Genomic DNA, 17,255 nt, shown 5'->3' with positions numbered 1-17,255 from the left:
GGTCCGAGAGGCGGCCGGCGCTAACATTTTCTGTCGAGACTCAGTTCGGCGATGATGGGACAATCTGGCCGCTCGTCGCCATGACAGCGCTCGGCGAGATCGACGAGGGTCTCGCGCAGGGTCGTCAGCGCTTCGGCCTTGCGCTGCAATTCCTCCGCCCGCGCCAACGCGACCCGCTTTACATCGGCGCTGCTGCGGCCCGTGTCGGCCCACAGGCCGAGCAGGGTCCGGATCTCCTCGATCGGAAAACCGAGATCGCGGGCATTGGCGATGAACCGCAGGCGATGGAGGTCACTCTCGCCATAGTCGCGATAACCCGCTCCCCGGCGCGGCGGCGCCGGGATGAGGCCGATCTTCTCATAATGGCGGATCATCCGCTCCGAGACCCCGCTTTGCTTCGACGCCTCCCCGATGTTCACAGCGCTTTCCGGTTGAGGCGCAGCGCGTTGGTGACCACGCTGACCGAGGAGAGCGCCATGGCGGCGGCCGCGATGATCGGCGAGAGCAGGATGCCGAACAGCGGATAGAGCGCGCCCGCCGCCACCGGCACCCCGGCGACATTGTAGATGAAGGCGAAGACCAGGTTCTGGCGAATGTTGGACATGGTCGCCTGGCTCAGCCGCCGTGCCCGCACGATGCCCATGAGATCGCCCTTGAGCAGCGTCACGCCCGCGCTCTCGATCGCGACGTCGGTGCCCGAGCCCATGGCAATACCGACATCGGCGGCAGCCAGTGCGGGGGCGTCGTTGACCCCGTCGCCGGCCATCGCCACCACGCGCCCCTCGCTTTTCAACCGCGCGACGACGGCACTCTTCTGGTCGGGCAGTACCTCGGCTTCGACATCGTCAATGCCGAGCCGCCTTGCCACCGCCTCTGCTGTGGTGCGGTTGTCGCCGGTCAACATCACCACGCGAATGCCTTCGGCCTTGAGTGCGGCCAGGGCCTCCGGCGTCGTCTGCTTCACGGGATCGGCGATTGCAAAGGCGCCGCCGACGGTGCCGTCGACGCCGATGAAGATCGCGGTGGCGCCATCCCGGCGCAGGGCGTCGGCCTGCTCCGCCAGCGCGTCGGTTGCTATGCCCTCTTCCGAGAGGAACCGCGCATTACCGAGCACGATCCGGCGGCCGTCGACGGTGCCGAGCGCGCCGCGTCCGGTGGGGGAATCGAAGTCGGTGACGTCGCTCGTGGGGATGCCGCGATCCTTGGCGGCCTCGACGATCGCCAGCGCGAGCGGATGCTCGGAGGCCCGCTCGACCGAGGCGGCAAGCCGCAGCAGTTCGGCTTCGTCGAAGCCGGGCGCCGGCACGATCTGGGTGACGGCAGGCCGGCCTTCGGTCAGCGTGCCGGTCTTGTCGACGACGAGCGTGTCGACTTTTTCCATATGCTCGAGCGCTTCGGCATTCTTGATGAGGACGCCGAGCCCGGCGCCGCGGCCAACCCCGACCATGATCGACATCGGCGTGGCGAGACCCAGTGCGCAGGGACAGGCGATGATCAGCACGGCGACCGCCGCAACCAGCCCGTAGGCGAAGCGCGGCTCGGGGCCCCAGATGCCCCAGGCGATGAACGCGACCACCGCGACCGCGATGACCACGGGCACGAACCAGCCCGACACCTGATCGGCCATGCGCTGGATCGGCGCGCGCGAGCGCTGCGCCTCGGCGACCATCTGGACGATGCGCGCCAGCATGGTGTCCCGGCCAACCTTGTCGGCGACGATAACGAGCGCGCCGGTCTGGTTGAGCGTGCCGCCGATCACCGTGTCGGCCTTGGCCTTGGTGACGGGCATGGACTCACCGGTGACCATCGACTCGTCGAGCGAGGAACGGCCGTCCTCGACCACGCCATCGACCGGCACCTTCTCGCCGGGACGCACACGCAGGCGGTCGCCGACCGCAACGAGATCGAGGCTGATTTCCTCTTCACTGCCATCGGAACCGATCCGGCGCGCGGTCTTTGGCGCAAGGTTAAGCAGCGCCTTGATCGCGCCCGAGGTCCGCTCGCGCGCGCGCAGTTCGAGCATCTGGCCGAGCAGCACGAGGACAGTGATCACCGCGGCCGCCTCGAAATAGACGGCAACCATGCCGTCCTCTCCGCGGAAGGCGGGCGGGAACAGCTGGGGCGCGAGCGTCGCGACGACGCTGTAGATCCAGGCGACCCCGGTCCCCATCGCGATCAGGGTGAACATGTTGAGGTTGCGGGTCTTGAGCGAGGCCCAGCCACGCTCGAAGAAGGGCCAGCCCGCCCAGAGCACGACGGGTGTCGCCAGCACGAACTGGATCCATACCGAGATCGACATCGGCACGAGGCGATGGATCGCGGGAAAGAGATGCGCGCCCATCTCGAGGATCAGCACCGGGAGGGCCAGCATCAGGCCGACCCGGAAGCGCCGTGTGAAATCGACCAGCTCATGGCTGGGGCCGCTGTCGGCAGTCACGGTCGCGGGCTCGAGCGCCATGCCGCAGATCGGACAGGACCCGGGATGGTCCTGCCGAATCTCGGGATGCATAGGGCAGGTCCAGATCGTGCCTTCTGGCACCGCGACTGGCGGTGCCGGCGGGCCGAGATAGCGCTCGGGATCGGCGATGAATTTTGCCCGGCAGCCCGCGCTGCAGAAATGATAGCTTTCACCGCCATGCTCGGCATGGTGCGCAGTGATCGCAGGATCGACGGTCATGCCGCAGACCGGGTCCTTGACGCCAGCCGCTGGTTTCGCAGCGCCGTGGCTGCCGCAGCAACCGCCGCCATGCGCCGCTCCATGTGTCTCGTTCATCGCCTTGCTCCTTTCGACGCCTGACGATCTAGGGTCTGACACCGTGTCAGGGTCAATACGTAATCGCCTAAGCGGACAAATCGGCGGGCCCGTTCGCCTGGCCGCCATCAGCCAAGGTCATTGGCAACCGTAAGGCCGTGGTCCTGCGCCGGTCGATGCGCCGTAAACAAGTCGATCGCGCCGGTGATGGTCAAAAGCCGAAACGTCTCGGCCACATGCCTGAAGCCGGCCGCCGCGATCAGGCCGGGGAGCACGCCGTCGGCATTGGGCCGGGTATCATCGATGCCATCGAGCCGCTGCACGGTCAGGCGGAAGGCAAGCCGCATGAAACCCTGCTGGCGGCCATAATCGGCGATCACCAGGCGCCCACCCGGGCGCAGCATGGCGAACATGGCGCGCAGGGTTGCCGCCTTCTCCCTGACCGGCATCTGATGCAGCACGAGACTCGACACGACAGCGTCGGCGGTACCCGGGGCCACGTCCCTGGCAAATCCCTGACGCCAGTCGATATCGGCCCGCCGCACAGCGGCCTTGTGCCGCGCGATGTCGAGCGCCTCGGCATCGGGATCGAGACCGATCACCTGCGTCCTGGGCTCGGCTTGCTTGAGCATCAGCGCGAAGCTGCCGGTGCCACAGCCGACGTCGACGACCGTCTCACCGGCTTTGGGCGCCAGGGCGGCGAGCATGGCGGCACGCCACCGCTTCTCCCGCGTCCACAGGCGGATCGCGCGATCATAGTCTTTCGTCGATCCGGTCCCGAGCGGCGGGGTGTAGGATTGCATTGGCTTCTCCCAACGCGAGGCGTCCGAAACGATAAGCTACATCGACATGGGCGGCGATAGTGTCCCCAGCCAGGCGACGAGCCCGAGAATGACGATCGCAAGACCGCCTTCGACGACGAGGCTCGCGCGCAGCAGCGCCTGCGCCCGTGGCGCGTCCTCTTCCTCGATCGCCTGCGCAAGTGCCGGGGTCAGGCGATAACGGTTGAGCGCGGCCAGGCCCAGCATGCCGGCGAACAGCAGCAGCTTGGCGATGAGCAGCAGGCCGTAGGTCGACTGCCCGAGCGAGGCGATGTTGCCCGGACCGACGAGGAACCAGCCGTTCACCGTCCCGGTCAGGATCAGCAGGGCGACGATGATCGTGCCGACGAGGGAGAAGCCCCGCAACGCTTCCTCGGCGAGCGTGACCCGGTCCATGTCTTGAGCGGCGAGATCGTCGGTTGCGAGCCTGGGAAGTACCAGCGCGAGGAATGCGGCAAGCGCGCCGACCCAGGCGCCGGCGGCGAGCAGATGGATGAGATCGGCCCCCAGTTGCAGCCAGCCCGCCTCGCCTTCGCCAGCCGCGCCATGCCCACTCCAGGCGAGGGTCGCGAGTGCGACCGCGCCTGCCAGAGTGGAGGCGATGAAGGCAGGACGGGATTGCCGGCGATAGAAGGGGATGGAGAGCAGAAGAACGAGGAGCGCGACGAGGCGCGCCTTCAGCGCCGTTCCCATGGACGTGCCGTTGAACAGCTCTGCGACCATGGAAAGATCAGGCTGGGTGAGCGGCAGCCCGGTCATGGCCGCTGCCTGCAACGCGAACCCCAGCGCCGACAGCAGGAGGGCGAGACAGGCGAGACCGGCCACCATTGCTACCATCGGCAGATGCCGCTGTACCATCCGGCCGCCGCCGGGCGCATAGAGCGCGAACAGCGGCAGGCCGAACAACAGGCCGAGATCGACGTAGAGCGCCCAGCGGACGGCGACGAGTGCCACGTCGTTCATGGCGTCACTTGACGGTAAAGGCGAGATTGCCCTGGATGCGGTGCGTGTCGGTCGAGACGACGTGCCAGGCGACCTGATAGCTGCCCGCCATGAGCGGCTTGGCGAGCGTCAGCACGAGCGTCTTGTCGCCTTCGACGGACGTCTTGAAGCCGGTTACCGCCATGCGGTGGTTGGGCATGCCGGGCATGCCGGTCATCACGATCTCGGCGCCCGACAGCTTCGGCATCAGACCTTCACTGAAGGTGAGCGTTATACGCGACGGCGCCGGGACGCTGGCGTTGGCGGCGGGCGTCGAGGACACGAGCTTGGGATGGGCGTAGGCCGGAGCCGAAACACTCAGGCCGACGGCGGCGATGGCTGCGAGCGGCGAAAAGAAGCGCATTTGGACATTCTCCTGTCAGTGACATGAGAGAATACGCAGCCGCGACCTGCACCCCTCGCAATTTTCTTTTTGTTCCCGGACAAGGGTTGCCGGACCATCCTGCGTATTGAGAAGTGAAGACGGAGAAACATCATGGACCACCTCGACGACATGCTCAGCCGGTTGCGGGAAGCGCCGCTCGATCCCCGGCTTGCCGGGCTGGACAGCCGCGTCATGGCCGAGATCGCCCGGCTCCAGGCCATGCCCCGCCTGAGCGCCACGACATTCGGTATCGCCGCGGCAGCAGCCTTGTTCCTGGGAATTGCCGGCTCGGCCGTGCCTGTGCGGTCGACCGAAGCCGGGCCGATATCGCCCTTTGACGCGCGGCTCGCGCTCGCTCCTTCGACGCTGCTGAGTTCACAATGATGCGCGACCGCCGGCTCCTGCTCCTCGTCCTGCTGACCTTTGCCGCGGCGATCGCCGGTGTGGTCATCGGCCGCGTCTATGTGGTTCCGGTGCGCCCGGTCGAAAATGAGTTGCACGACCTGCTCCATCGCGATCTGAAGCTGGACACCGCGCAACATAGCCGTCTCGAGACGATCGAGAAGAACTATGCGATCCGGCGTCAGGCACTGGAGGCCGAACTGCGCGCCGATAACGCGCGGCTCGCCGAGGCGATCGAGGCGGAGCATGGCTATGGTCCTCGGGTTGCAGGGGCGGTGGATCGCTCGCACCAGGCGATGGGCGCGCTGCAGAAGGAAACACTCGAGCATATCTTCGCGATGCGGGCCGTGCTGCGCCCGGATCAGACGGACAAGTTCGACGACGCCGTGGTGAAAGCGCTGACGGCCAAGTCCAAATGACCGCGTGCCTCCCCGACTGCTCGGACGGGGAGCTCGCGGCTCTGGCGCTTGGAGGCCGGCAAGCGGCCTATGGCGAGCTGGTCCGCCGGCATCAGGGCTGGGTGCACCGCCTCGTGCGCAGCCATGTCGGGAACCGCGACGAAGCGCTCGACGTGACCCAGGCGAGCTTCGTCGCCGCCTTCGCCGCACTCAACCGCTATGACGCTGCGCGACCCTTCCAGGTCTGGATGTCCCGGATCGTCATCAACAAATGCCATGACTGGCGGCGCCGGCGCGCGGTCCGGAACTTCTTCTCCATGGCCCTGCCGCTGGGCGAGGCGGATGACGTCGCCGATGAGGCGCCGCTACCCGACCAGGCAATCGGCGCCGAGCAGCAACTGGCAGAGGCGATGAAAGCGATCGCCGCCCTGCCCGCCTCTCTCAAAGACACGCTCATCCTGCGGACGATCGACGAGAAATCGGAAGCCGAAACCGCCGAGATTCTCGGCATCAGCCAGAAGGCAGTCGAGACCCGCCTCTACCGCGCCCGCGCACGCCTCGCGGAAATGTTGAAGAAAGTTTGAGGGGGATGAGGCCACGCTGCGTATTTCCAATAGGTCCGCCCTCTTTCTTAAAGCTGAGACAACCGAATGATTTCTGCTCTCGACCGCCGCCAGTTCCTCCGCGGCGCGGCCCTCGCCGGCGGCGGCGCCGCCTTGTCAGCCTGGCTGCCGGCCTGGGCGCAGACGATCTCGCCGGGGATGCGACCGACGCTGCCGACCGTGTCGGGCGAAGACATCACGCTCACCATCGCCCGGCAGTCGATGACCATCGACGGGCGCAAGTTCCGGGCAATCGGCCTCAACGGCACGGTCCCCGCCCCGCTGATCCGGCTGCGCGAGGGCCAGCGCGTGCGGCTCAACGTCATCAATCAGCTGGAGGAGGACAGCTCGATCCACTGGCACGGGCTGATCCTGCCGGCCAATATGGACGGTGTGCCGGGCGTGTCTTTTCCGGGCATCAAGCCGGGCTCGAACTACCTCTACCAGTTCTCCGTCGTGCAAAGCGGCACCTACTGGTACCACAGCCATTCAGGCCTGCAGGAACAGGAAGGCCATTACGGCCCGATCATCATCGATCCCGCCGGTGCCGATCCGGTCGCCTATGACCGCGAGCATGTCATCGTGCTCGCCGATCACAGCGCGCTCTCGCCGCAGGCGATCTTCCGGCGCCTCAAGGTCAACCCCGGCCATTTCAATTTCCAGCGCCAGACCCTGGCCGGGCTCCTGTCGGGCAAGGATCAGCCGCTCAAGGACCGGCTCGACTGGGGCCAGATGCGGATGGACCCGGCCGACATCTCCGATGTGACCGGATCCACCTACACCTATCTCGTCAACGGCCATGGTCCGATGGACAACTGGACCGCGCTCTTCACCCCGGGCGAACGGGTGCGGCTGCGGGTCATCAATGCGTCGGCGATGACCACCTTCAACGTCCGCATCCCCGGCCTGCCGCTGACCATCGTCCAGGCCGACGGGCAGAATGTGGTGCCGGTCACCGTCGACGAGTTCCAGATTGGTGTTGCCGAGACCTACGACGTCGTTGTCAGCCCAGGCGATGACAAGGCCTACACCCTTGTCGGCGAGGCGATCGACCGCTCGGGCATGGCGCGTGCCACGCTCGCGCCGAGGGCCGGCATGGCCGGCGAGGTTCCCCCCTTACGCAAACGGCCGCTCGCCGACATGAAGGACATGGGCATGGACATGTCCTCGATGCCGGGCATGGAAGGCATGGACATGTCGGGCGGCGCTATGCGGGGCGTCGATCCGACGGCCGAGAAGAACGCGTCCGCGCGCCTCGCGACCGGCGCGGCGGCAGCGATGGCGACCATGGACAATAGCGCCATGGCAGGCATGGATCATTCGGGGATGGATCATGGATCGATGGCCGGCATGGACCACGGCGCGATGGGCGCCGATGGCCAGATGGCGGGCATGGATCATGGCGGGCACGCGATGGGCTCGATGAAGATGCGCGACTTCTCGAACGCGCCGCAGGTGAAGCGCGACCCGAGCGTCCAGACCATCTCGCCGATGCCCGTAGACCGCACCGGCGAGCCCGGCCAGGGCCTCGCCGACGTCGGCCACAAGGTGCTTGTCTACAGGGACCTGATGGCGCTCGATCGCAATCCGGACGTGCGCGCGCCGAGCCGCAGCATCGACATTCACCTCACCGGCAACATGGAGCGGTTCATGTGGTCGTTCGACGGCGAAAAAATGTCGGACCATCACGAGCCGATCCCCTTCATCGAAGGCGAGCGGGTGCGCGTCAATCTCATCAACGACACGATGATGGGGCATCCGATCCATATTCACGGGCATTTTTTCGAGCTGGTGACGGGGCATGGCGATCATGCGCCGCGCAAGCATACGGTGATCGTCCAGCCCGGCGGCAAGGTGACCTGGGACTTCACCGCCGACGCGGTCGGCGACTGGGCCTTCCACTGTCATCTCCTCTACCACATGCATGCAGGGATGATGCGGGTCGTGAGCGTCCGTCCGAAGGGAGACGCGCAATGACCCGCATCCTCACGCCGCTGGTGAGCGCGATCGCCCTTCTCTCCGCCGCGCCCGCCTTTGCCCAGGATCATTCGATGCACGACATGCCCGGCATGGCGCCGCCGGGCGGGGCGCGGCCGGCGCAGGAGAAAAAGAAGGACAAGGCCGCCGCGCCGCGCCCCAAGCCCGCTACCAGGCCGCGCGCTCAGAAACCAGCGCCGGGCACCATGCCGGCAATGGACCATTCGCAGGACCAGGCCAGTCCTGCGCCACAGGCAGATGCCGCCGGTCAACCGCAACCCGCTGCTCCCGCGATGGCGGAGATGCCGGGCATGGACCACTCCCGGCATCAGGACGGCGCGATGCCGGACATGCCCGGGATGGACCATTCGCAGCATGGCCAGACCGCCATGCCCGGAACCTCCGCCATGCCCGGCATGCAAATGACCGGCACGGCGCTTCCGGCCGGCAATGCGCCCCCGCCGCCCCCCCCCAGCGACCACTTCGCCGATCGGGATTTTCCCGGCGGCGAGATGGCGCGCTCGCGCGACATCATGATGAAGGACAGCGGCGGCAACAATTTCGGGCAGGTGCTGCTCAACCTGTTCGAGTATCAGGCGCATAGCGGCCGCGATGGCTATCGCTGGGATGGCGAAGGCTTTTACGGCGGCGACATCAACCGCCTCTGGCTCAAGAGCGAGGGGGAAGGCGAGTTTGGCCGCGGGATCGACAGCGCAGACGTCCAGGCCCTCTATAGCCGCGCCATCGACCCCTATTTCAACCTTCAGGCCGGCGTCCGCCAGGACTTCGGCCGCGGGCCCAACCGCACCTATGCGACCGTTGGCGTCGAGGGTCTGGCTCCCGGCATGTTCGAGGTCGAAGGCGCGCTGTTCCTCTCGACCAAGGGCGACCTTCTGGGCCGGGTCGAGGGCTATTACGACCAGCGCATCACCCAGCGCCTGATCTTGCAGCCGCGCGCCGAGGTCAATTTCGCCGCGCAGGATATTCCGGAGAACGACATCGGTTCGGGGCTGGTCAACATAGAGCTCGGCGCGCGCCTGCGCTACGAATTCAGCCGCCAGTTCGCACCTTACATCGGCGTTTCCTATCTGCGCAAAGCCGGAGACACGGCGCGGCTGTCGAGGCTTGCGGGCGAGGACGTCCATGCCACCAGCTTCGTCGCCGGCATCCGCTTCTGGTTCTAGGATCGGGACAGCTGATGGCGGGGGCGAACAAGAGAGCGGGGCGTTACACTCATACCCAGGTCGGCCGGCGCCGAGCGAAGGAGATACGCCATGGACCATTCGTCCCACATGAACACCCGGAAGATGGGTGCCTATTGGAGCCTTGCCGTTCAGACCGTCATCAGCGGCGTCATCATGTATCTGGTGATGTTCGTCATGATCGACGGGCTCGACAGCTTCTACAACAACCTCAACATGCTCTACATGACGCTGATGATGGTCGCACCGATGGTGGTGCTGATGATCCTCGCCATGCGACACATGTTCGTGTCGAAGGCCGCCAACATCGCGCTGATCGCCGCGTCGCTGGTCGCCTTCTTCGGCAGCTTTGCACTCATCCGCACCCAGACCACGATCGGCGACACGGCCTTTCTGCGCTCGATGATCCCGCATCATTCCGGGGCGATCCTGATGTGCCAGGAAGCAAAGCTCAGCGATCCGGAAGTCATCCGGCTTTGCGAAGCGATCAAGCGCTCGCAGCGGCAGGAAATCGACGAGATGAAGGCCATACTCGCGCGGCGCTGAGTGGCACGGTCGGGCTACGCCCGGATACGTGCGCCCGGCCAGGCATGTGAGCCGGGACGATGGTCGACACGAGGCGCGGGCCGGACGAGATTGCCAGGGAGGTGGTGCGGCTTGCGCCGTTGTTCCTGCGACAGGCTGGCGGCCATGTCCTGACGCTGCTCGATCCTGCCGGGATCGTGCTGAGCTATAATGAAGAAGGCGAGCGTGCCGAATGCTGGCCGCTCGACCGCGTCCTGGGACAGCCCCACGACCTGTTCTACCCGCCCGACGAGATTACGGCCGGCCGGCCGTGCGCAGACCTGGCGGCCGCCCTTCACGAGGGCACGCTGGAGCGCGAAGCGTGGCGGGTCTGCGAGAATGGAGCGGAGTATCTCGCGCGCCTGACGATCAGCGCCCTGTTCGAAGGCGACGCACATCGAGGCTTTGCCTGCATCAGTCGCGATGTCACCGACGAGGCGGCGGTCCGGGCGTCGATCGAGACCCGCGAGCAGCATCTCCAGTCGATCCTGGCGACGGTGCCGGATGCGATGATCATCATCGACGAGACCGGCGCCATCACATCCTTCAGCGCAGCGGCACAACGCCTTTTCGGCTACAGCGAAGCCGAGCTCGTCGGCCGCAACGTCTCCTGCCTTATGCCCCAGCCCGATCGCGACCGGCATGACGAATATCTCGCGCATTATCTCCAGACCGGCGAGCGCCGGATCATCGGCCTCGGCCGCGTCGTGGTCGGCCAGCGCCGCGACGGCTCGACCTTCCCGATGCAGCTGTCGGTCGGCGAGGCCGGTGAAGACGGGCAGCGGTTGTTCACGGGCTTCATCCGGGATCTCACCGCCAAGGAGCAGGATGAGCTCAGGCTCAAGGAACTGCAGGCAGAGCTGGTCCATGTCTCCCGGCTGAGCGCGATGGGCACGATGGCTTCGACTCTTGCCCACGAACTCAACCAGCCGCTTGCCGCGGTCGCGCTCTATCTCGAGACGATCCGCGACATGCTCGACGAGCGGGACGACGAACCCTTCGTGTCGCTGCGGTCGGTGATGGATGATGCCGCCCAGGAAACGCTGCGGGCCGGCCATATCGTCCGGCGCCTTCGCGATTTCGTCGCCCGCGGCGAGGTCGACAAGAGCCTCCACGAGCTGCCGCAGGTCATCGCCGAGGCGAGCCAGCTCGCGCTGGTCGGCGCACGCGAGCGCGGCATCCGCAGCTTCTTTGCGGTCGAGCACGCCGCGACGCCGGTCCTCGTCGACAGGGTGCAGATCCAGCAGGTGCTGGTCAACCTGATGCGCAATGCCATCGAGGCGATGGCGGAGTGTCCGGTTCGCGACCTCAAGGTGGCGACCAGGTTGCGCCCTGACGGGCTGATCGAGGTGACCGTGGCGGATACCGGCCCCGGCATCGCCGACGAGGTCCGGGAGCAGCTCTTCACGGCGTTCAAGTCGACAAAGGCCGACGGCATGGGCCTCGGCCTTTCGATCTGCCGGACCATCATCGAAGCGCATGGGGGCCGTATCTGGATGGAGCGCCCCGACCGCGGCGGCGCGCGCTTTCATTTTACCTTGATCCATGCGCGGGCGGAGGAGGAACATGGGGGATAGACGCGTCATCCATCTGGTCGACGACGAGGAGAGCATCCGCAAGGCGGCGAGCTTTGCGCTCAAGACCGCGGGCTACGACGTCGTGACCTATGCCTCGGGCGTGGAGTTTCTCAAGGAGGCGAAGTCGGCGGCCGTCGGCTGCGTCATCCTCGACGTGCGCATGCCCGAGATGGACGGTCTCGAGGTTCAGGCCGCCATGGCAGCACGCGGGGTCAACATGCCGGTCATCGTCCTGACCGGCCATGGCGACGTGTCGGTTGCGGTGCAGGCCATGAAAGGCGGCGCGGTCGACTTTCTCGAGAAACCCTTCGAGAAAGCCGCCCTGCTCGGCGCCGTCAGCCGCGCGTTCGCGCGTCTCGACGATGTCGACCTTCGTACCCTGGAAACGTCCGAAGCAGGGGTGCGGGTCGCTGCACTGACGCCCCGGGAGCGGGAAGTGCTCGAAAGGCTGGCCAACGGCCTGCCCAACAAGACGATCGCCTATGACCTGGGCTGTTCATCGCGAACGGTCGAGGTCCATCGCGCGAGCCTGATGGCCAAGCTCGAGGTCCGCAATCTGTCCGAAGCCCTGCGGATCGCCTTTGCCGCGGGCATGGGCCGCAAGCCGAAGTGACTGCGACCTCTACGTAGCGACGGGACGAGGCGCGATATGCGATCGATGGTGCAATCGTCACACGGGTGTCCGCTTCTCGCAATGCCATCGGTCCGTTCCACCCAGCATGATGGCAGATACACCATCCTCGTCTCCGACGACGATCCCGGCGTGCGGCGTGGCCTCCAGCTGCTGCTGAGATCGCGCGGCTATGCCGTGTGGGGATATACGACCGGCCGCGCGCTGTTGGCCGACCCCCGCGCGAAGGAGGCGGACTGCGTCATCCTCGACTATCGCATGCCCGACATCGACGGATTCGCGATGCTGCGTCACCTTCGCGAGATCGGATGGTCGGGACGGGCCATCATGATCTCAGGCTTTCACGACACGCTGCTGGCCTCGCGGGCCGCCGAGGCGGGCTTCGATCACGTTCTCGCAAAGCCGTTGATCGGCAGGGCTTTGCTCGATGCGTTGGACCGGCACCGCGCCGAGACGCTTCGAAAGCATTGAACTGTGGCAACCTGCCCCCGGCGGCCTCAGCCCTGCGCGATGTGGACAGCGGTCAGCGACGTCAAAGCCAGTGGTTGCGTTTGAACCGGATGTAGAGTCCGATGCAGACCGCAGCGATGACGCCGAGGATGACGAAATATCCCCACTGCGTCTTCAGTTCGGGCATATTCTCGAAGTTCATCCCGTAGATCCCGGCAATCGCGGTAGGCACCGCGAGGATCGCGGCCCAGGCGGCGAGCTGACGCGTGATCGCACCCTGGCGCTGCTGTTCGAGCAGGTGACTCGCCTCGAACACCGAGATCAGGATGTCGCGGATGCCGGTGATGGCGCTCTCAACCCGGAGCATGTGATCGAGCAAATCACGGAAATAGGGTTTGGAGGCCTCATCAAGCCGCGGAAGCTGCAGGTTCACCAGCTTGCGACCGACCTCGAGCATGGGTCCGAGCACGCGTTGGAAGCGGACGAGCTCACGCCGCAGCGTGAAAATCCGGGTCACCTCCTCGCGGGTGAGAAAGGCTGCAAGCATGCGCTGCTCCATCTTGAGGACGTCCTCCTCGATCGCCTCGACGATCGGGAAATAGCCATCGACGATGAAGTCCAGAATGGCATGGAGCACATAGTCCGGGCCCTCGCGCAGCAGGTCCGGCGTGATTTCGAGATGCGCGCGAAGCTCGCTGTGCGAGCGTGCCGAACCCTGCCGAACGGTGATGAGGAAATTCTTGCCCAGGAAAATCGCGGTGGAGCCGTAGGCGATATGATCGCCTTCAAGATGTGCCGTCCTGGCGACGATGAACAACTGGTCACCGTAGACGTCGAGCTTGGAAATCTGGTGGCCGTTGCCGGCATCTTCCACGGCAAGCGGGTGAAGGCCGTAATTTCCGGCGATGTCGGCAAGTTCTGTTTCGCTGGGCTGGGAGAGGCCGATCCACACAAAGTCATCCTTGGCGATATGCTCGCACGCCGGATCGATCAGGGTCACCGGCCGCAGCCGTTTGCCCTCGTGATAAAGAAAGGCGGCGACGACGCTCATGGCACTTTCCGGTGCCGCCACCTGCGGCGGCGACCGGAAGCCGTGTGCCTCGCCCATTGAGACGCGTGCACAAGCAGGCGCGCCTCGCCCTTTAACCCCAGTCGCAGGAAGACGAAGGCGGCGCGCAGCAATTCGAGCGAGAGCTTATAGAAGATGCGGCGGAGCGTTGGGTTTCGCAGAAGGCCGCTCCCGTTCATGACGCGCGTGGCTGGGCGGCGCGCTGCCACATCAAGGGCACGCAGACTGCGAAGGTCCGCGCACCCTTGATTGGCGACCGCGAAGGTTTTCCTCTCTTGCGATGGTACCAAGCGATTGCCCGTTTGGCGCTTCGGCAATCGTGTCGGATGGCTATACCTAAGTATCGGATAGCGGCGCTGACGACAGGGGTTGCCGGGCCCCGGTGAGGCGCATCGCACCGCGCGGAGACGAAAGCTGGAAGACGGGAAAGCTCAACTGTCGAAAGCGACCGAGCGCGCGAGCGCTTCCTGGGACTGCAGAAAGGCGAGCCGCGATTGCAGCGCCGCCTGGACAACGCCGAAAGCGTCACCCCCCAGAGTCACGCGCAGCGGCGGATGGTCGCTGGTTGCGACATCGACGATCGCTTGCGCGATCTTTTGCGGGTCGAGCGTGTAGAGCTCGTTTCCGGCGGTCTCGAACATCTTGCGGATATCGCCGGCGGGCGTATCGCGATAGGCGGCGATCTCGCTGGCGAATTGCAGGTTGTGGCTGAAGCTGGTGCGCGCGCCACCCGGCTCGATCAGCGTCACGAACAGGTTGAAGGGTTCAAGCTCCTGGCGGAGGCATTCGCTGAAGCCCTCCAGGCCCCATTTGGCCGCATGATAGAGACTGCTCGTCGGAAGCGAGCCCTGACCGCTGGCGCTGGAGATCTGGATGATCCGGCCGCTCCCGCGCAGGCGCATCGCGGGGACAAAGGCGCGGGTGATGTGGATGGGCGCCATGAGATTGAGCGCGATCTGGCCTTCGACCTCGGCGTCCGACATCTCTTCGGTGGCGCCGATCACGCCGCCGCCGGCGTTGTTGACCAGAATATCGACGGGTCGACGCGCCTGCGCCCGGGCCACGACCGCAGCAATATCGTCCTTGACCGTGACGTCGAGCGCTTCGACGCGCAGCTGGCTCGGATATTTCGCCGCAAGGTCGTCGAGGCTTTCGGGCCTGCGAGCCGTCGCGGTAAGGTCGTCGCCCGCGGCCAGGATCAGTTCGGCCAGATGGCGGCCAATGCCGCTGGACGCGCCCGTGAGAAACCAGTGATTGGACATATGCTGCTCCATATATTACCAACTGGTAGGTAACTTCATATGTGGAATGCGTCAATGCCGGGAGGTGTGATGAAGGAACGAACCAGGCGGAATGCCGCACAGAGCCGCGAGACGCTCCTGGCTGCAGCGACCGAGGAGTTCGCGTCCCATGGGCTGGCGGGCGCGCGGATCGATCGCATTGCGCAGGCGGCGGGTATCAGCAAGCCGATGCTCTACACCTATTTCGGGGACAAGGAGGCGCTCTTCGATGCCGCGCTGACGCAGGAAGTGATGGACGCGGCGCAGGCCGATCGCTTCGATCCCAATGATCTTGAGGGTTATGCGGGGCGCACCTATGACTTGCTGGTCGAGCGCCCGCGCTTGTGGAGGCTGCTGACCTGGCATCATTTGGAGCGTGGCCAGGATGTTCTGATGCTCCCGGCCGGCGAGGTCCTTCTCGGGGAGAAGCTGGACGGGATCGCAGCGGCGCAGGCCGAGGGGCGGATCGTCGCCGACTTCACGCCCATGGACGTCGTCCGGCTTGTCGCCGCCCTCACCCAGCTCTGGTGCATGACCGGAGCCGCACGCGACGCTACCGAGCATGCGGCGCGCAGGGCGACGATCATGCGGGCGGTGGGGCGACTGCTGCGCGTGTGATCGTGCGAGGCGCGCGTTGCCCGCCCGCGCGCCGATCAGGACACAGCAAGCTCCATCGCACCCCGCGACATTACCCGACCGCTAAGATACGGCGGCTCATCTGCTCGCGCTGCCCGTGGGCACGGCGGGCCGAGCGACGATCAGAATTGCGCGGCCACAGCCGAACCGGAGTGGATCGGCAAGTGAGCCCGTCGCAGCGCGATGACCTCAGGTCGCAGGCCTTGATGCGCGACGTTTCGTCAGCAGTCGTTTGAGATCCTTCGCAAGGCGATAAAACAGAATGACGATCCCGGTGACCACGATGAGCAACGTCGCCGATGCAGCGACAACGATCAGTGGATGGTTGTAACTGCGCGAGGCGCCAAGGTTCATGATATGGATTTTGTAAAAGAAATCATAGAAGTCCCACAGGTCCGAACGGCGACTGAGCACCTCTCCGGTGAACGGATCCAGATAGAGGCGACTATGCTCCTTGTCGGCGAAGCTGGCGCGCCACAGCGGCCCGCCGACCTGCGCTTCCTCGGGCGCCGTTTCCTGATAGTCGACCGCCTGCAGCCTGCCGGATCCTTTGTAGGACATCAGAGCATAGCGCCGAGCGTCTGCCAGACTGATCTCATCGACATTTTCGCCAGTGTAGGCGTTCCACCAGCTTTCGCTTCCGCCCCGCGCCTTGAGGACCCATATCGGACCGCGCGGCGTATTTTTGAGCGTGGCCTCGTTGAGGTCGGTGTGGCATGCGATCTTCGATCCCATGCGACGGAAAGCGGATAGTGCAGACGCCCCCGCCTGCAAAATCCCTCGCGAGCTATGGCAAATCCGGCTCGCCGCTGGATGCCCCCGCGCGCCACAAGCGCGCGGGGATCCGGGGGTCAGAAGGGCACGTCGTCGTCGAGCTCAGGATCAGGGTCGCCGGCCTCGTCGGACTTCGATTTCGCCCGGCTGAGGAAGTCGATCGTCTCGGCGATGATCTCGGTGCCGTAGCGCTCGACGCCGTCGCCATCGGTCCATTCGCTGTAATGGATGCGGCCGCGCACCAGCAGCTTCATGCCCTTGGTGCAATGCTCCTGCACGGTCTTGCCGAGGCCATTGAACGCGGTGATCCGATGCCATTCGGTGTCCTGGACGCGGTAGCCTTTCTCATCGCGAACGACCTTGCCTTCCGAATAGCGGGGACGCGAGGTCGCCAGGGTGAAGTGGGTGATGCGGGTCCCGCCCTGGGTGGTGCGGCTCTCCGGATCCATGCCGATATTGCCGGCAAGAATGACGATGTTCTGCATGATCAAATCTCCGTTGCTTCCGTCCGAGGGACCGTCCCTCCGACGAGACCCGGCCAAGACCGGCGGGAGACGAGGGCATCGACGCGCAAGCGGCGACCCGACCCACAAGGGCCGGAGTGGTGCGGGCAGGCGCGCGAGCGACAACCCGGTCCGGCACCGCGGGGGTTGCCCCACGGCAACCGTCCGGGCTTAGGGGATCAGTCAGGCGGAGGGCGCTTTCCCTCGGCGCCAGGCAACGGCAGAGCCATGTCGCAACATCGCGATGGGCC

At 65.7% G+C, this 17,255-nt stretch carries 19 protein-coding genes; 10 read left to right on the top strand and 9 right to left on the bottom strand.

Features of this window, described 5'->3' with window-relative positions; translation table 11 throughout:
* Nucleotides 1–20 precede the first annotated feature (20 nt).
* The 5 genes from cueR to copC all read right to left on the bottom strand — a co-directional run bounded on the left by cueR (nucleotide 21) and on the right by copC (nucleotide 4,918).
* On the bottom strand, nucleotides 21–419 hold the full coding sequence (gene cueR, locus A0J57_RS06165) for a Cu(I)-responsive transcriptional regulator (protein ID WP_007406402.1): 399 nt from the start codon (nucleotides 417–419) through the stop codon (nucleotides 21–23).
* Complete coding sequence (locus A0J57_RS06160; protein ID WP_021245221.1) at nucleotides 416–2,773, bottom strand: heavy metal translocating P-type ATPase; 2,358 nt, start codon at nucleotides 2,771–2,773, stop codon at nucleotides 416–418. The genes cueR and A0J57_RS06160 overlap by 4 nt, the downstream gene beginning before the upstream one ends.
* Before the next feature lie 107 nt (nucleotides 2,774–2,880).
* Nucleotides 2,881–3,555 carry a class I SAM-dependent methyltransferase gene (locus A0J57_RS06155; protein ID WP_017501308.1) on the bottom strand — a complete coding sequence of 225 codons (675 nt, stop codon included), beginning with the start codon at nucleotides 3,553–3,555 and terminating at the stop codon, nucleotides 2,881–2,883.
* Nucleotides 3,556–3,591: 36 nt separating this feature from the next.
* Complete coding sequence (gene copD / locus A0J57_RS06150) at nucleotides 3,592–4,536, bottom strand: copper homeostasis membrane protein CopD (protein ID WP_007406374.1); 945 nt, start codon at nucleotides 4,534–4,536, stop codon at nucleotides 3,592–3,594.
* 4 nt (nucleotides 4,537–4,540) lie between these two features.
* On the bottom strand, nucleotides 4,541–4,918 hold the full coding sequence (gene copC, locus A0J57_RS06145; RefSeq protein ID WP_007406420.1) for a copper homeostasis periplasmic binding protein CopC: 378 nt from the start codon (nucleotides 4,916–4,918) through the stop codon (nucleotides 4,541–4,543).
* Nucleotides 4,919–5,050: 132 nt separating this feature from the next.
* On the opposite strand from copC, the gene A0J57_RS06140 reads away from it, so the two are divergent.
* From A0J57_RS06140 to A0J57_RS06100, 9 genes are all read left to right on the top strand, one after another.
* On the top strand, nucleotides 5,051–5,323 hold the full coding sequence (locus A0J57_RS06140) for a hypothetical protein (RefSeq protein WP_007406394.1): 273 nt from the start codon (nucleotides 5,051–5,053) through the stop codon (nucleotides 5,321–5,323).
* Complete coding sequence (locus A0J57_RS06135) at nucleotides 5,323–5,760, top strand: periplasmic heavy metal sensor (RefSeq protein ID WP_025550099.1); 438 nt, start codon at nucleotides 5,323–5,325, stop codon at nucleotides 5,758–5,760. Before A0J57_RS06140 ends, A0J57_RS06135 begins: the two co-directional genes overlap by 1 nt.
* A complete protein-coding gene (locus A0J57_RS06130) occupies nucleotides 5,757–6,323 on the top strand; it encodes an RNA polymerase sigma factor (RefSeq protein WP_025550098.1) in 567 nt (188 codons plus the stop codon). Before A0J57_RS06135 ends, A0J57_RS06130 begins: the two co-directional genes overlap by 4 nt.
* 66 nt (nucleotides 6,324–6,389) lie before the next feature.
* Nucleotides 6,390–8,318 carry a copper resistance system multicopper oxidase gene (locus A0J57_RS06125; protein WP_037462748.1) on the top strand — a complete coding sequence of 643 codons (1,929 nt, stop codon included), beginning with the start codon at nucleotides 6,390–6,392 and terminating at the stop codon, nucleotides 8,316–8,318.
* Nucleotides 8,315–9,502, top strand: coding sequence for a copper resistance protein B (locus tag A0J57_RS06120; RefSeq protein WP_037462747.1), 1,188 nt, complete (start codon nucleotides 8,315–8,317; stop codon nucleotides 9,500–9,502). The genes A0J57_RS06125 and A0J57_RS06120 overlap by 4 nt, the downstream gene beginning before the upstream one ends.
* A gap of 90 nt (nucleotides 9,503–9,592) precedes the next feature.
* Complete coding sequence (locus tag A0J57_RS06115) at nucleotides 9,593–10,066, top strand: DUF305 domain-containing protein (RefSeq protein ID WP_015449253.1); 474 nt, start codon at nucleotides 9,593–9,595, stop codon at nucleotides 10,064–10,066.
* A 59-nt stretch (nucleotides 10,067–10,125) separates the two neighbouring features.
* Nucleotides 10,126–11,661 carry a PAS domain S-box protein gene (locus tag A0J57_RS06110; protein ID WP_025550097.1) on the top strand — a complete coding sequence of 512 codons (1,536 nt, stop codon included), beginning with the start codon at nucleotides 10,126–10,128 and terminating at the stop codon, nucleotides 11,659–11,661.
* A complete protein-coding gene (locus A0J57_RS06105) occupies nucleotides 11,651–12,274 on the top strand; it encodes a response regulator transcription factor (RefSeq protein WP_013039093.1) in 624 nt (207 codons plus the stop codon). Before A0J57_RS06110 ends, A0J57_RS06105 begins: the two co-directional genes overlap by 11 nt.
* Before the next feature lie 81 nt (nucleotides 12,275–12,355).
* The gene (locus tag A0J57_RS06100; RefSeq protein WP_021245219.1) at nucleotides 12,356–12,763 is read left to right on the top strand and encodes a response regulator; all 408 of its coding nucleotides are present in this window, start codon (nucleotides 12,356–12,358) and stop codon (nucleotides 12,761–12,763) included.
* A gap of 61 nt (nucleotides 12,764–12,824) precedes the next feature.
* On the opposite strand, the gene corA is transcribed toward A0J57_RS06100, so the two are convergent.
* Both corA and A0J57_RS06090 read right to left on the bottom strand, forming a co-directional pair.
* Entirely contained in the window at nucleotides 12,825–13,793 is a 969-nt protein-coding gene (gene corA, locus A0J57_RS06095; protein ID WP_004212726.1) for a magnesium/cobalt transporter CorA, read from the bottom strand.
* A 449-nt stretch (nucleotides 13,794–14,242) separates the two neighbouring features.
* Nucleotides 14,243–15,073, bottom strand: a complete 831-nt coding sequence (locus tag A0J57_RS06090; RefSeq protein ID WP_021245217.1) for an SDR family oxidoreductase — start codon at nucleotides 15,071–15,073, stop codon at nucleotides 14,243–14,245.
* Between the two features lie 69 nt (nucleotides 15,074–15,142).
* On the opposite strand from A0J57_RS06090, the gene A0J57_RS06085 reads away from it, so the two are divergent.
* Nucleotides 15,143–15,709, top strand: coding sequence for a TetR family transcriptional regulator (locus A0J57_RS06085; protein WP_004212724.1), 567 nt, complete (start codon nucleotides 15,143–15,145; stop codon nucleotides 15,707–15,709).
* Nucleotides 15,710–15,916: 207 nt separating this feature from the next.
* Here the strand turns inward: A0J57_RS06085 and A0J57_RS06080 are convergent, their stop codons facing one another.
* Together A0J57_RS06080 and A0J57_RS06075 are read right to left on the bottom strand one after the other, a co-directional pair.
* On the bottom strand, nucleotides 15,917–16,462 hold the full coding sequence (locus A0J57_RS06080; RefSeq protein ID WP_004212723.1) for a PepSY-associated TM helix domain-containing protein: 546 nt from the start codon (nucleotides 16,460–16,462) through the stop codon (nucleotides 15,917–15,919).
* A gap of 116 nt (nucleotides 16,463–16,578) precedes the next feature.
* On the bottom strand, nucleotides 16,579–16,986 hold the full coding sequence (locus A0J57_RS06075) for a single-stranded DNA-binding protein (RefSeq protein WP_004212722.1): 408 nt from the start codon (nucleotides 16,984–16,986) through the stop codon (nucleotides 16,579–16,581).
* Nucleotides 16,987–17,255: the final 269 nt, after the last annotated feature.

The sequence above is a fragment of the Sphingobium sp. 22B genome, assembly GCF_001580035.1.
GTDB classification, from domain to species: domain Bacteria; phylum Pseudomonadota; class Alphaproteobacteria; order Sphingomonadales; family Sphingomonadaceae; genus Sphingobium; species Sphingobium fuliginis.
Note: the sequence above shows the minus strand (reverse complement) of the source record. Positions and strands in the feature narration are given on the sequence as shown.